12 protein-coding genes and 1 tRNA gene are annotated in these 13,584 nt (G+C 46.2%); 5 read left to right on the plus strand and 8 right to left on the minus strand.

Going from position 1 to position 13,584, the window contains the following annotated elements:
• From Q8O71_03045 to Q8O71_03055, 3 genes are all read left to right on the plus strand, one after another.
• Nucleotides 1–301: hypothetical protein (locus tag Q8O71_03045; protein MDP2705340.1), on the plus strand; the 301-nt coding region annotated here is incomplete at its 5' end.
• Nucleotides 302–306: 5 nt separating this feature from the next.
• On the plus strand, nt 307–2,553 hold the full coding sequence (locus Q8O71_03050) for a DEAD/DEAH box helicase family protein (GenBank protein MDP2705341.1): 2,247 nt from the start codon (nt 307–309) through the stop codon (nt 2,551–2,553).
• Between the two features lie 47 nt (nt 2,554–2,600).
• Nucleotides 2,601–3,443 carry a hypothetical protein gene (locus tag Q8O71_03055; protein MDP2705342.1) on the plus strand — a complete coding sequence of 281 codons (843 nt, stop codon included), beginning with the start codon at nt 2,601–2,603 and terminating at the stop codon, nt 3,441–3,443.
• Nucleotides 3,444–5,430: 1,987 nt separating this feature from the next.
• Here Q8O71_03055 and Q8O71_03060 read toward each other — a convergent pair.
• Nucleotides 5,431–5,505: transfer RNA gene (locus Q8O71_03060), tRNA-Glu, on the minus strand.
• A 153-nt stretch (nt 5,506–5,658) separates the two neighbouring features.
• Between Q8O71_03060 and Q8O71_03065 the strand changes: the two genes are divergently transcribed.
• The gene (locus Q8O71_03065) at nt 5,659–5,889 is read left to right on the plus strand and encodes a hypothetical protein (protein MDP2705343.1); all 231 of its coding nucleotides are present in this window, start codon (nt 5,659–5,661) and stop codon (nt 5,887–5,889) included.
• A gap of 45 nt (nt 5,890–5,934) precedes the next feature.
• Here the strand turns inward: Q8O71_03065 and Q8O71_03070 are convergent, their stop codons facing one another.
• Genes Q8O71_03070 through mraZ form a run of 5 tightly spaced genes read right to left on the minus strand, consistent with a single transcriptional unit; the run spans nt 5,935 to nt 10,604 of the window.
• On the minus strand, nt 5,935–7,236 hold the full coding sequence (locus tag Q8O71_03070; GenBank protein ID MDP2705344.1) for a Mur ligase family protein: 1,302 nt from the start codon (nt 7,234–7,236) through the stop codon (nt 5,935–5,937).
• A 5-nt stretch (nt 7,237–7,241) separates the two neighbouring features.
• Entirely contained in the window at nt 7,242–8,948 is a 1,707-nt protein-coding gene (locus Q8O71_03075; protein MDP2705345.1) for a penicillin-binding protein 2, read from the minus strand.
• Between the two features lie 6 nt (nt 8,949–8,954).
• On the minus strand, nt 8,955–9,272 hold the full coding sequence (locus tag Q8O71_03080; GenBank protein ID MDP2705346.1) for a hypothetical protein: 318 nt from the start codon (nt 9,270–9,272) through the stop codon (nt 8,955–8,957).
• Nucleotides 9,269–10,165, minus strand: a complete 897-nt coding sequence (gene rsmH, locus Q8O71_03085) for a 16S rRNA (cytosine(1402)-N(4))-methyltransferase RsmH (GenBank protein MDP2705347.1) — start codon at nt 10,163–10,165, stop codon at nt 9,269–9,271. The genes Q8O71_03080 and rsmH overlap by 4 nt, the downstream gene beginning before the upstream one ends.
• A 4-nt stretch (nt 10,166–10,169) precedes the next feature.
• The gene (mraZ, locus tag Q8O71_03090; GenBank protein MDP2705348.1) at nt 10,170–10,604 is read right to left on the minus strand and encodes a division/cell wall cluster transcriptional repressor MraZ; all 435 of its coding nucleotides are present in this window, start codon (nt 10,602–10,604) and stop codon (nt 10,170–10,172) included.
• Nucleotides 10,605–10,771: 167 nt separating this feature from the next.
• Here mraZ and Q8O71_03095 point away from each other — a divergent pair, with 167 nt between their 5' ends.
• Entirely contained in the window at nt 10,772–10,978 is a 207-nt protein-coding gene (locus Q8O71_03095; protein ID MDP2705349.1) for a hypothetical protein, read from the plus strand.
• A 462-nt stretch (nt 10,979–11,440) separates the two neighbouring features.
• Here Q8O71_03095 and lysS read toward each other — a convergent pair whose 3' ends face one another.
• Complete coding sequence (gene lysS / locus Q8O71_03100; GenBank protein ID MDP2705350.1) at nt 11,441–12,895, minus strand: lysine--tRNA ligase; 1,455 nt, start codon at nt 12,893–12,895, stop codon at nt 11,441–11,443.
• A gap of 211 nt (nt 12,896–13,106) precedes the next feature.
• The gene (gene greA / locus Q8O71_03105) at nt 13,107–13,574 is read right to left on the minus strand and encodes a transcription elongation factor GreA (GenBank protein ID MDP2705351.1); all 468 of its coding nucleotides are present in this window, start codon (nt 13,572–13,574) and stop codon (nt 13,107–13,109) included.
• Nucleotides 13,575–13,584: the final 10 nt, after the last annotated feature.

The raw sequence follows: 13,584 nt of genomic DNA on the forward strand, positions 1-13,584 counted from the left end.
GCTCGTCAACGAGTCGACCGATATGCTTTGCATCCGCGAAGCAGCGTTTGATCTCGTCAAAGAGGGTGAGGATTTCAAGATATTCAAGAACTCCGACAAGTATCTCGGTATCGTCTTCCATGAGGATGCCATAGAGGACTACAAAAAGGTGATAAAAAAAATAGATGGCCACTTCAACACCTACGTATTCTCACTTGGTGACGAGCCACATGAGAAGGAGTTCGAGGATATCAAAAATAAGGTGACGCTGTGCGCCATACCCGAGGTAATTCTCAAGGTGTATCGTGAGATTTTTAAATAAACATTATGTGGATTAATTTCAAGGATTATCAAGAAAATGCTGTTGTCGATCTAAAGCGCGAATCGAACAAACTACTCGACGCTGAAGGAGACAAAGTACTTATATTCAAAGCCCCTACGGGCTCCGGAAAGACGCTGATGGCGGCGGAGTTTTTGAAGCGCCTCATTGATTCACGTATCGACGGCAAGAGATTCTCGTTCGTCTGGATTGCGGTAAACAAGCTCCATGACCAGAGCCGTGAGAAGCTCGCAAAATACTACGACCACTACGCTGTCGGCTTGAAGTGTTCGCGCTACGAGGATTTGGAGGACAAGAAGATCGCCGAAAACGAGATCCTGTTCCTGAACGGGGCCAGCATCAACAAGAAGGGCAACATATACGTGCGCGCCAATGAGCGCGACAACAATCTCACATCCGTTATTGCTCGTACAAAGAACGAGGGGCGCATTGTCGTGCTGATCATCGACGAAAGTCACCATACAGCTAAGAGCGAGAACTCGAAGGATTTGATCCGCGAGATTGGTCCCAAGCTCACACTCGAAGTATCGGCGACGCCTCAACTTAACAACGCGAACCGTATTGTCGAGGTCGAGCTCAAGGCGGTAAAAGACGAGGGTATGATTAAGAAGGAAATCGCGATCAATCCTGGCTTCGAACACTATGTTCTCGATCCGAAAAAGAGCGATAAGACCGCAGATGAACTCGTGCTCGAGAGTGCTCTCAAGAAACGTGCGGAGCTTCAGAAAAAATACGAGGCCCAGGGCTCCGGCGTGAATCCTCTCCTGCTGATTCAGATACCGGATGCGAAAGCTGGTGTTGCGGATAAGAAGGACGAGGTCGTAGCGATGCTTTCCAAGTATGGCATTACCACAAAGAACGGCCGTCTCGCGATCTATCTCTCTGAGAAGGATAACAAGATCAACCTCGCTAACATTGAGAAGAACGAGAACGAGGTGCAAGTTATGATTTTCAAACAGGCCATCGCGCTTGGATGGGACTGCCCGCGTGCGGCAATACTCGTATTGTTCCGTCAGTGGCGCGAGGAGAATATGACGTTTTCTATACAAACACTGGGTCGTATCATGCGCATGCCAGAGCTCAAGCACTATGAGGATCAGGATTTGAACATCGGCTATGTGTTTACGAGTTTGCCGGACATCGAAGTCGCCGAGGACATATCGCGTGACTACATCACTGTGTATGAAGGCAAGCGCCGGCCGGACTATAAGTCCATCGACCTCGAATCATGGCACTCAAAACGCTTCCGTGAGGAGACACGACTTTCATCCGATTTCGTCCCAGTATTTCTCGAAGCCGCAATCAAACTCAGCACAAAAAAGCGGATTTCAACAAAGCACAGTATTGTAGATACAAAACTGGTCGCAAGCGGCAGAATAATTGATGTCGATAAAGTCGCAAAGAACTTAGATAAAGAAGGGACACTCGATATACCCAAGAACGAGGTTGAGTTACAGAATGCTTTCGACCTGTTTGTGCGCAACAATCTCGCGCCTTTTGCCCCAGAGCAACGTTCAATCGCTCGCATCAAGACCTCCCTCTATAAGCTCTTCGACGTCTATCGCGACGAGGATGAGTGGCCGAAAATACAGGCGATGGTGCTGGCCAAAGAGAACCGTCAGCCGATTATCGATACCATCAACTTAGCGAAGGAGAAGTATCTAGAAGTTGTTGGGTCCGGCAAGAGAGAGCTGGTGATGAATGACAAACCATGGAATGTACCGTCGATCATAAACTACAATCTCGACTTCAAGAAAAAGGATTACAAGAAATCCATCATTCAGCCCTACTACGGTAAGACCCGGGGCAGCCAAAGCTCGTTGCTTGACGGCTATACAGAGGAGAGTGCAATCGAGCAGGATTTTATCGAACTACTTGAGAATTCAAAGAACAAGGTCGCGTGGTGGTTCCGGAATGGCTCGCAAGATGGCTCCTACTTCGCGGTCCCTTACATCGAGAATGGACAGAGTCACGCTTTCTACGTTGACTTCATCGTACTTATGAAGGACGGCAGGGTCGGTCTTTTTGACACTAAAGCTGGCATCACTGCGGAGACAGCTGGATCGCGTGCCGAAGGCCTCGCGGATTACGTTGCCGCACAAAATAAGAAAGGCAAAAAACTGTGGGGTGGCATTGTTGTCTATGACAAGAAAAGCTGGAGGTATCACCCGGGTAAGGGATACTCATTCGACCAAAAGAACTTAAAAGGGTGGGAATTTCTCGACTTTTCCTAATGAATGAGGGATGCCTTGTACCACGATCTATGTACTAAAAAAGTAAAATGAAATCACGGGGGAAACATGGCACTGCCACTCAATTTAAAGGGCGCACAAAACAGACAACCTCTCCGAAGTTCCGTGAGCGGAACCTCGATAATTTCAAACTGTTGGTTGCTTACCCCGCTTTTCAGGAGGAGGTGTGTAAAATCCAGGCGGAACTCGAAATCAAAGCCGGTGGTTTTTCCACAACCAAAGAAGCTGAGGAGTGGAATAAACGAGTCATTAAAAAGACAGACATTGTATGGAAACACTATAGTGAGCTCGTAGAAAAAATAAAAACCGATTCAAAAAACAATGGGATTGGTTACCGAATGATGCAACGCCAGCTCGAAATGTTGTACTCTGGGCTTCCCTTCAGTGGGTTAGAGAGTTATGCGAGCTATCTTATCGGGCGATTTAACTTACCCCAACACTATCAAAGCGCTTTGGTTCTCCACCTTCTATATGGGACCATATCGGCTCCGGTTCACAATTATAAAACAGAAGTGCCCTCACCGTTGCGGTCCAGGTCACAACCGAGCGGGTTTTCGGAAGTTAGAGCCACTATCTACACACGCCTAACAAAAGACGAGCAGAGAGAGTTAATCGCATGGATCGAAAGGATCACAAATGAAAGGACACTTCCTAAATACGAGCCACTTGTCAACATTGACCGTGATCTAAAAATAAAAGAAGCATACGAGGCATATAAAGAAAATCGCACCGGTGAGCGTGGCACGATAGCCGACCTCGCCGAGGAGTATTTAGGGGATAGGAAGAAAGCTAACCAAATAAACGCCATTTTACGAGATCTCAGTAAAATTCAAAAAAGCCGATTTGAAAAAGTGAGAAAAAAGCGGTCATAGTTTCTCACTCATTTTTGACGGGCACCGGACAATATAGTCGCAACCAAAAAGTTGCGACACTTTTGTTCACGGGGGCCGAAATCTGCTCGTACACCCCCGTGGCGAGCAGATTTTGTATGATTTCCCCACAGTCCAAAACAGATAAAGAAAGTACCGCTCTCTCTTTTGACGATTTCAAAAAGTCGTTAGGGCCGAGGGCGGCTAAGTACACCGACGCACAGATCGAGGTGATGCGGCGTATTTGTGATGGCATTGCAGATGCCTGTTTTAATACTTGGCTTCAAGATAGAAAAGCGCATAATGATGTTATACAACATGAATCGTCAAACGCTTAGAGCAACAAAAAACTGCGTTGGCCAATGTCGTGTAAGCTCTCAGAAACAACTGCAGGAGGGTGATAGTTTAGATGTCCAAGAAGCCAGTATTCGCAGATACGCCGAAGTGAAAGGCTGGAACATTGTTCCTAATAACAATGTTTGGAAGACAGCTATCTCTGGGCGAAAAACGGAGCGCGACGACTTTGAGGAAATACTGGCCTACATAAAATCTCACCCGGGCACTGTTGACTACTACGTCTTCCGTTCCATCGATCGCGCAACCCGAGCAGGTAGCGGCGAGTTACAACGCATGAAAATGGAACTCGCTAAGTGTGGCGTGCAGATGGTAGACACTTACGGCATCATTCAACCATCAGTAAATACACTTTCTGATCTTGACTTCGAATACGCATGGAGCAGGTTTTCACCGAGCGAGGTAACAGAGGGTGTCTTTGCTACCACCGCCAATCAAGAAGTCACGACGATCCTCACTCGAATGATTGGCCAGTCAATCCGTAATACCCAAAAAGGATACCGCACCCGCCGTCCAACTGACGGGTATCTTAATCAGAAAGTATTTGATGAGTTCGGTAAAAAGAAGTACATCCAAGTACCAGACCCAAAGCGTGCTAAGTTCCGCATCGATATGTTTGAGTTGCGAGCCCAAGGACTAAGTGATGAGGGGTGTGTGAGGCGGATCAATGCAAGCGGCTATCGATCGCCAATCTACAACAAATGGAATGACGCTCACGACAAAATAATCGGGAGACGGGGCGGTAAACCGATGACTATCAAACAATTTCAACGCGATATTCAAAACACCATTTACGCAGGGGTACTGTGCGAGAAGTGGACATATTACAAGCCAGTTCGGGCACAATACCCGGGACTGGTGAGTATCGAGCTGTGGAACCGTGCCAACCGAGGCAAGATCGCAATTATGGAAGCTGCCGACGGTTCTCTCGAGATCGTTAAGGGTAATCGGTCAGCAACAAGCGGAACGAGATTAAAAAACAACCCTCTCTTTTCATACAAATTTATTTCCTGTCCGCACTGTGGTAAGCCAATGCTCGGGAGCTCACCACGAGGCAAGATGGGAAAGCCGCACCCAACTTACCACTGCGCACGAAAGCACAAGTACTTCGGCGTGCCGAAACAAGTATTTGAGGATGCTATAAAAAAGTATATTCGTAGCTTGAAGTTCAACCCTGACTTGTTAGTAGGACTTGAGGCAACGTTTATGGACAAATTCCGTAAACGTGAGCAAGAGATCGTTCGAGCTTCAGGGCACATCCACCAGAGCATCGCAGACCTTGAGAGTGAACAGGCCATGAAGCTAGAAGCATACACAGCGAGTAAGAGCGCAGTCATACGGGATATGCTTGAAAAGGAGATCGAAGGCCTAGAGAAGCAAATCAAGTCTGCCGGTAAGGAGCGCCTCAAAATACAAATAACTCGAGATGACATCAAGTCATTCATGCGGGAGGCAAAAATGATTATGGAACACCCAGCACAAATACTCCTAAACCAAAAGGATATAAGGGTTCAAAGGGAATTATTCGGACTGGTATTTGAAACTATGCCGACCTACGTCGAAATACTTAGTGGAACACCTAAATTATCCCTAGCTTTCAGGCTTTCTTCGGACTTTGTGCCCGATAAAAACCAACTGGTGACCCCACGGGGAATCGAACCCCGATTACTGCCTTGAGAAGGCAATGTCCTAACCGTTAGACGATAGGGCCGTTAATACGGATAAGACTATAGGAAAATCAACCTTAAAACAACCACTATCCGTGTGCCCCTCTAGACTTTGTTGACTTTTTTATAAATTATGACATAATTAGCGTCAGATAAATGGACTCGGCTAATTTCACAAAAAGAAAGGAGTACTTTGTATGATTACTGTTAAAAGACAGGGGGAAATTGCTCTTATAGTGTTGAAAGAGATCCTTCGCAACAGAGGCATTAAGCCTGATACCGAGGAGATCAGGAAACAGGCGAAAGAGGCAGTGGAAAAATTAAATAAAAGAGGTGCCAACCTCTCTATCCCGGAAGCAACCGAATTTTACCTCACCCTCTGTGATGATCTGGTTAAAGAGATGAAAGAAGGCCTTTCTAAAAAATGAGACCTCGAAAAATAAGCCCTATGCGTTCTGCATAGGGCTTTCTTTTTAACGTTTTCTCCACTCCTCATCCTGTCTCACAAGAAGTTTTTCTTTTTGGTCGGGGTTGGCCATGATGGCTTCCACTACCCTTTCCATCCGCATGGATTGTGAACCCTTAACGAGAACGATGTCTCCCGGTTCAATAATGCTTTTTATATATTCCCCCGCTTGAATAGAATCTTCAAAATGAGCCAGTTTTCGCTTCCCCATTTTTTTCTTGAGCGCCCCCGTTTCAATGAAGTGCGAGCGCATACCCACCGTAATAAGCAGGTCCGCCACTTCGGCGGAGTATTTGCCCGCATTTCTGTGTTCTTCAATCGAGTATTTTCCCAATTCCATCATGTCTCCCAAAACTGCGATTTTTCTTCCGGAAATATCAAGGCGGGCAAGAGTCGCCAAAGCTTCATGCACGGCAACGGGAGAAGAGTTGTACGTATCGTCAATAATAACGGTATCCGCCATTCCCGAAACGATGTGCATTCTTCCCGGAGGAAATTGTCCCGAAGAGACAGCCTGCGCGGATTTAAGAATCGGCAAGCCTTGCGAGATTCCCACCGCAATCGCGGCAAGCACGGGATAGATATGCTGACGGCCCAAGACACCGGGAACACGGATGGGAATGCTTACTCCCCTATGGTCGACTTTAAACGTCATGCCGACTGGGATTTTTTCTTTTCCTTCTTTTTCATATATCGGTTCGTCATGAGCCCCCAACACCACGTTGCCGTCCGCAAAACCGTATGGAAGCGTGCTTCCTGCAAAAGAATGCCTCAATGAAAGAGCATGTTTATCATCTTCGCTGTACACCAAAACGCCGTCTCCTTTAAGCGCGCGCACCAGATGGCCTTTTTCTTTCGTTACATCTTCGGGAGAATCAAAAAACTCGACATGAACGGGCACGTCGCTGAAACGCGTCAGGACGACGATATCGGGATGAAGCCAATGTGATATTTTTCTTATGTCGCCCGGCCTGTCGGCGCCGACTTCAAGCACAAGCCATTTGGGATAATGGCTGGGAAACAGAATAAGCGCGAGCCCCGATATGAGATTTTTTCCCCACGTGAGCGGGTTTCGCCAGCCGTTCTCAACACCGATAATCGTCAACGGAACGCCGATTTCGCTATTGAAACTTTTTGCGCTTTTTCGAACAAAAAATGCGCCGGATAAAACGTTGTAGACGGCGTCTTTAGTCGAGGTTTTCCCCACGCTTCCCGTAACGGCAATTATCTTCGGCTTATATTTGAGAATGATGAGACGGGACTCAAGCGTAAGAAAGAATACTATGATTTTTTTGAAAATGGAAAGCATCGGTTTTAGCGGTCAAATGGCACCTCATAATAATTTATCAGAAATTTCGTTATATCGATAAACGGGTGCGTCAGTGTTTCAGAAGCGTATCGTACTCCTTTCGGGTCCATTGTAAAGAGGAAAACGAGAAATTCGGGGTCATAGGCGGGAAAGTAGCCGAAAAACGAGTGGAGGTATTTCCCTTCTTGATACCCCCCTCCTCCGGTTCCGACAACCTGCGCCGTACCCGTTTTTGCCGCGACACTATAGTGGGGCAATTTGACGGTACCACCCAAAAGGGCTTCGTCGACGACACGGACGAGCATCCGCGTAATTTCTTCCGATGTTTCCTGTTTCAAGACGCGCTCTCCGCGGTCAATGGCGATTGTTTTGGAAAGTCCGTTTTTATAGTTTATTTTTTTTACGAGATGCGGGTTAATCAGAAGACCCCCGTTTCCGAGAGCCGAAAGGGCTCTGACGGTGGCTATGGGCGTAAAGGCGATTCCCTGTCCGTAGGCGGCGGTGGCAAGCTCGATGTCGCGTCCGCTGTCAAGGTTGTCGATGAGACCGTACGTTTCATTGGGAAGGTCGATGCCGGTTTCGTCCCCGACTTTGTACGCTTTCATATAATTTACAAATGCTTCTTTGCCCATTTTAAACATGGCGAAAGCGGCACCCGTGTTGAGAGACTGATTGAGCACCTCTTGCATATCGACAATCCCTCTTCCCTTTCCGTCAAAGTTTGAAATGCGCGCATTGTTGAGGATAAGGTAGCCTTTGTCGTCGTATGTCGTACTTGCGGTGATAGCACCCGTATCAAGAGCCGCGGCAACCGTGAGAGGTTTTATGATGGAACCCATTTCGTACACGTTCTCAACAAGCGGGTTTGAAAAGACGTGCGGGTCTTCTTCGTTTTGAAAGGTATTGAGATTAAATGTCGGGTACGCTCCCATAGCATAGATTTCACCGGTTTTCGGATTGATAATAATCCCCCCCACTTCATCCGAATTCCACGTTTCATCGATTTTCTTGAGTTCCCGTTCCAAAAACGACTGCACCGTCGGTTCGATGGTCGCGACGATGTTTCCTTCGTGCTTCGCTTCACCTGCTATGTTTTCTTTAAGGTTTGAAAAAATTTCTGCGAAGAAATTGATGTACAATCCACCGCTTTCGCGCGCGAGCGTGTCTTCATAATACCGTTCAAGACCGTAACGGCCGGCAAGTGTATCGTCTTTGTATCCCAAAAATCCGATAAGGTGGGAAGCGAGACTTTCGGCGGGATAAAATCTCCATTTTTCCGTATAAATATTTACGCCGGAAATTTTAAGGGCTTCGATTTTTTTTGCCGTGGTTTCGTCAACGCGTTTGGCGATTTCTTCGTACGGGTCTTCTTTTTTCGCGGCTTTCGCGAGAAAAGCGTCACGGTCAAGAGCAATGGCTGAAGAAATTTGGACGTATGCGGACTGCGCGTCGGCAAGGATGCTCGGGTTTATGGCAACCGTAAAACCAGAACGAACAAATGCCATTGGTTCGGGGCCACCGTCCTTTGTTTCAAAATAAATGGTTCCTCTGTTGAAAAGGTTTACGTCCTGACGGACATATTGCTTGTCAGCCTTAAGGCGGTACTCTTCACCCGAAACCACCTGCACAAAATAGAGCCTCGAAAGAAGCAACAACGAAAAAAGCAAAAAGATGACGGAGAGAAATCTCAAACGACCGGGAAATGCCTTCATGAAGGCTTATGGCAAAACGTTAACCGATAGTCCTTTGCCGAGCTCCGCGCGCTCGATGAACTGGGTGTCGTTTACTTGTTTATAGCCTTGAGAATAGGCAAAATCCAGACTAATTGAGTTTTTCTGGGAAATATAGGAACTTTCCATTTCGGACAGCCGGGCCTGCAATGCGCTTATGTTTCCGGCCATTTTTTCCCTGTGTACGACATTAAGAACCGTGTTATTCACGAGAACCAAATAGGCGCCCCAGGAAAAAACCACCGAGGCCAAAAGTATCAAAAATATCTTTTTATCGTTGTAAATGTAAGAAATTGTTTGTGTCATATTGTTTTTTCAATGATTCGAAGCTTGGCGCTTCTGGCACGGGGATTGTCCTTTACTTCCTTAAAATCCGCCGTGATGACTTTTTTATTGACTAACGAAGCCGTCTCTTCTTTTTCTCTTTCCCGAAAAAAAGTCTTTACCGTTCTGTCTTCGCCGCTGTGAAAAGATATGACTCCCATTCGCCCTTTGTCGGCAAGCCGTGCAAAACCTTTTGTTAGCCCTTCTTTCAATGCGCCGACTTCATCATTAACCGCCATTCGGAGCGCCTGAAAAGTTTTTGTGGCGGGATGAATGCGGCGGGTTGCATACCATGACGGAGTGGCTTTCTTAATGACATCGACAAGTTCGGCGGTTGTTCCGATGGGTTTCTTGTTTCTCTGCTCCACGATTGCCGAAGCGATGCGTCGTCCGAAACTTTCTTCTCCGTACTCGTACAGAAGCCATTCGAGGTCCTCTTTGCTCCATCCGTTTATTATTGAAAACGCGGTAGTGGTCTCGGGAGTGATTTCTTTTTCAAAGGTCATCAAAAGCGGTTCGTCTTTCTGAAAAGAAAATCCCCGACCGCTTACTTCCAGTTGTTCGGAATTAAGACCGAGGTCAAAGAGTATCGAGTGCGCTTCTTTTATGCCGGCTTCGTCAAGAACCGTATCAAGATTCCTGAAATTCGCCTGTTTTAAAATCACGCGACACTTCGCTGTCCCAAGACTTTTTTTTGCTTCCTCAAGTCTGTCGGCGTCTCTGTCGATTCCGACATATGTCCCTTTGGAACCCAGGAGTGCCGCGACTGAGGCACCGTGCCCTCCGTTCCCTACCGTTGCATCGAGAAAGACGCTTCCTTCTTTGGGAAGAAGTCCTGCGACAACTTCTTGTAAAAGAACACTGACGTGGGACATAGGACTAAAAGGCTCCTATTTCTCCCAATTTCTCGGCGAGAAGATCGGCCTGCTTCTCGATCCGTTTCTTGTATTCCGTCCATCGTTTCTCGTCCCAGATTTCTATCCTGTTGTGAACGCCAGCAAACACTACCTTGCCCGTCAGCTGAGCGAACTCTCTCAAGAAATCCGGAATGAGAATCCTGCCGATAGAATCGACACCCGCCTCCACCGCACCGGCGAGCATGAAGCGATTGAAGCCTCTTGCGTCCGCCTGCCCCATCGCGAGTGCTCCGAGCTTTTCGGAAATTGTTTTCCACTCACCGATAGGATACAGAAAGAGACAATTATCGAGTCCGTGGGTGATAACGACCGTTTTGCCTACTTCCTTTCGAAATTTCGAAGGAAGGGAAACGCGGCTCTTGTCATCAATCGTGTGTGTGTATTCTCCAATTAACATTTTTCCACTTTATCCCACGTGCCTACATTATATAACACACTCTCCCACCCTACTATGTTTCTTATCCACACAATTCACTAAGTTATTGATTAAATCTTCTTTATGTTGTATAATTAGGGTTAGGTAGAAATAAGGCTCTTTTTAAAGTCACAACAAGGAGGTTTTGTATGAGGGGAAGAAACAGCGATTCACAAAATGTGTGCGCACGGTTTGAGGCCAACGCACGGACATTCGGAAGAGGAGCATGTTCCCGCTCTTCCCGAGCACATGAACCGGTTTATCTTAGGAAGGAGGAACGGCCCCACGGCCAGGAAATCGTCAAAATAGTCACAGGCAGTCCTGTGACAACCCTTTTTCAGACAGGAGGCAGATAACCGTAGCAGAAATTTCAAAAGCCCAAGCGACACACGCTTGGGCTTTTCTTTTCAAATAAAATTAAATGTGGTATAATGATGTTCAGATAAAAAGACCTTTTTAAAACGATCCCTAACCTTAAGGAGGACATATGGAACGCCAAATCAGTCAGTGGGATTTTGTATCTCTCCGACAGTCCTTCAAAACAAGTGAAGGGATTGTTCCGGAAAATACAAAAGCGCGGGTGCTCGAATTGTACGGAAAGAAGCGGTGCAAGGTGTTGTTTTTTTCGTCACGTTTTTACAAAGACGTGGTCCCACAAGAGATTCTTGCATTCGAACATTCCCACGTAGAATTTACACGTCGGATGCTTTCGCTGGAAAGACCGCCTGTCCCAATGTTTCATAACATCCCCAACATCTGTTACGCCTGAACAAAAACATAAAAAACGCCTCGTTTCTTGAGGCGTTTTTTCTTTTTATTTAATCTTTCGGTCTCATTAGAGGAAAGATTTGAGATTCCCGAATGCTTTCACCCGACAAGAAACTGAAAAGTCTTTCTGAAAGACCGAAACCGAAAGTCGGCGGCATTCCATATTCCATCGCCTCCACATATTCAAAATCGGCCATATGCGCCTCATTATCACCGGCGTCACGGAGTTTCTGCTGATTTTCGAAACGTTCCCGCTGGTCGATAGGGTCATTCAGTTCATTAAACGCCTTTCCCACTTCGCTTCCGGCTAAAATAATTTGGAAACGGTCAACGACACTCGGGTCTTTAACGGATTTTTTCGCAAGAGGTTCAAGATATATCGGAAACCCGGTGAGAATAACAGGTCCTTTTATGGTCTTCCTGATTTTTTTCCAAAGAAGGTCAATGCCCCGCCCTATATCAATATTTTCTTCATATTTTATTTTTTCCTTATCCAGAAGACCGCACACAACTTTTCTATCGGCCTTTCTTGGATCAAAACCATATTGTTCCTGCATGAGCGCATTGAAATCCTGCCAAATCCATTCATCTCCAAGGTCAATATCAAATTCGCCTATTTTGAATTTGAGCGTATTGAATGTTTCTTTTGCAACCTGCTTATACAGTTCAATAACCATAGGAATGCCCTTGCGTGCGTCCTGGTATGCTTCGTAAAATTCAAAATGCGTATAATCTTGGGCATGTTCATACGACATTCCTTCGTTTCTAAACACCCTCCCGATTTCAAATATTTTGGGAATACCGCCGATAATCAATTTTTTGTGCCACAACTCAGGCGAAATACGCAGATACACGTCTATATCCAGTGCGTTGTGGTGAGTAACAAAAGGTCGTGCCTCGGCACCTCCCGTTTTGGTTTCTAAAATAGGAGTTTCAACTTCGATAAAACCGCGTTTAAGCATAAAAGAACGGACAGCGTTCCAAAATACCGAGCGTTTTTTTATGATTTCGGTCGTTTTCTGATTAAGTAAAATGTCGAGATATCGTTTTCGGTACCGCCCCTCTTCATCTTTGATACCAAACCACTCATCAGGAATTTGATTTAAGCTCTTTGAAAGCAGTCTCCATGATTTTCCCGATAACGAATTGACTCCCCTCTTGGTGGTGAACGCTCCTCCGGTAATTTCCACAAAATCGCCGGTATTGATGGTTTCTACAAATAACTTGAATTGTTCTTCGCCAATATCGTCTTTTTTTACCAATGCTTGCACGCGGGCAGAACCGTCAAAGAGGTCAATAAAAATAATTCCCCCTTGGTCCCTAAACGACATAATGCGTCCGGCAAGAGTTACCTGTTCTTGCGAAGAAAAAAGCGTACTAAAAACTTCCAGAAAATTGGCATTTTCATGCGTCCGAAAAGATTCAGCGGGATGAGGGTCAATCCCGTGTTCTTTTAAAATTTCTATCTTTTTCAGCCTTTCGGACCGAGTTTCGTCAGTAGACATGGGCTCTATTATATCAATTTTTCTTTTTTTCTTCCCGCTTTCCCCAGGCCGTTTGAGTAAGAACTCACTTTCCAAAAATCTTACGGGACCTCTCCCCCCAGTTGGAGCGAGCAACCCCTTTTTCAGAGACTAGCGAGTGCGACGGCACGAGCTCGAGGAATTTTCTAGTAAGAAAATATCCGTGCTCTGAAGAAGGGATTGTGAACGATTTTTATTTGATTTTCAGAATTTTGTATCGAACGGCGCCTTCGGGAGTTTCAAAGGAAAAAGTTTCTCCTTTCTTTTTTCCTATAATCGCTTTGCCGAACGGAGATTTCATGGATATTTTCGCGGCGGAAATGTCTGCTTCTTCCGAGCCGACAATTGTATACACAAGTTCCCCCTTTCCCCCTTCGCGGGAAACCGTCACAACAGAGCCTACCGAAACTACGTCACCGTGGGCGCCTGAAACAATGTGCGCGGTTTTAATGAGAGACTCAAGCCGCGTGATTCGATTCTCGGTGTTTGCCTGCATTTCACGCGCTTCATGGTACTCGGCGTTTTCAGACAGGTCTCCGAGAGATTTTGCGTATTCAAGACTTTCGGCTATTTCTTTGCGTCTGGTCTTTTTGAGGTATTCAAGTTCTTTCTTGAATTCGTCATATTTCTCCTGCGTAAGATATTCTTTTTCTTCTTTCATATTTGTTGGA

This window comes from bacterium (genome assembly GCA_030690305.1).
Classification (GTDB): Bacteria; Patescibacteriota; Minisyncoccia; order Phycocordibacterales; family JAGLPS01; genus JBBUCK01.

Coding starts and splice junctions, on each gene's coding strand:
- Q8O71_03065 (MDP2705343.1), top strand. CDS start 5,659: ATGATTACTGTTAAAAGACAGGGGGAAATTGCTCTTATAGTGTTGAAA.
- rsmH (MDP2705347.1), bottom strand. CDS start 10,165: ATGTCCCACGTCAGTGTTCTTTTACAAGAAGTTGTCGCAGGACTTCTT.
- mraZ (MDP2705348.1), bottom strand. CDS start 10,604: ATGTTAATTGGAGAATACACACACACGATTGATGACAAGAGCCGCGTT.
- greA (MDP2705351.1), bottom strand. CDS start 13,574: ATGAAAGAAGAAAAAGAATATCTTACGCAGGAGAAATATGACGAATTC.
- lysS (MDP2705350.1), bottom strand. CDS start 12,895: ATGTCTACTGACGAAACTCGGTCCGAAAGGCTGAAAAAGATAGAAATT.
- Q8O71_03095 (MDP2705349.1), top strand. CDS start 10,772: ATGAGGGGAAGAAACAGCGATTCACAAAATGTGTGCGCACGGTTTGAG.
- Q8O71_03050 (MDP2705341.1), top strand. CDS start 307: ATGTGGATTAATTTCAAGGATTATCAAGAAAATGCTGTTGTCGATCTA.
- Q8O71_03055 (MDP2705342.1), top strand. CDS start 2,601: ATGAAATCACGGGGGAAACATGGCACTGCCACTCAATTTAAAGGGCGC.
- Q8O71_03070 (MDP2705344.1), bottom strand. CDS start 7,236: ATGCTTTCCATTTTCAAAAAAATCATAGTATTCTTTCTTACGCTTGAG.
- Q8O71_03075 (MDP2705345.1), bottom strand. CDS start 8,948: ATGAAGGCATTTCCCGGTCGTTTGAGATTTCTCTCCGTCATCTTTTTG.
- Q8O71_03080 (MDP2705346.1), bottom strand. CDS start 9,272: ATGACACAAACAATTTCTTACATTTACAACGATAAAAAGATATTTTTG.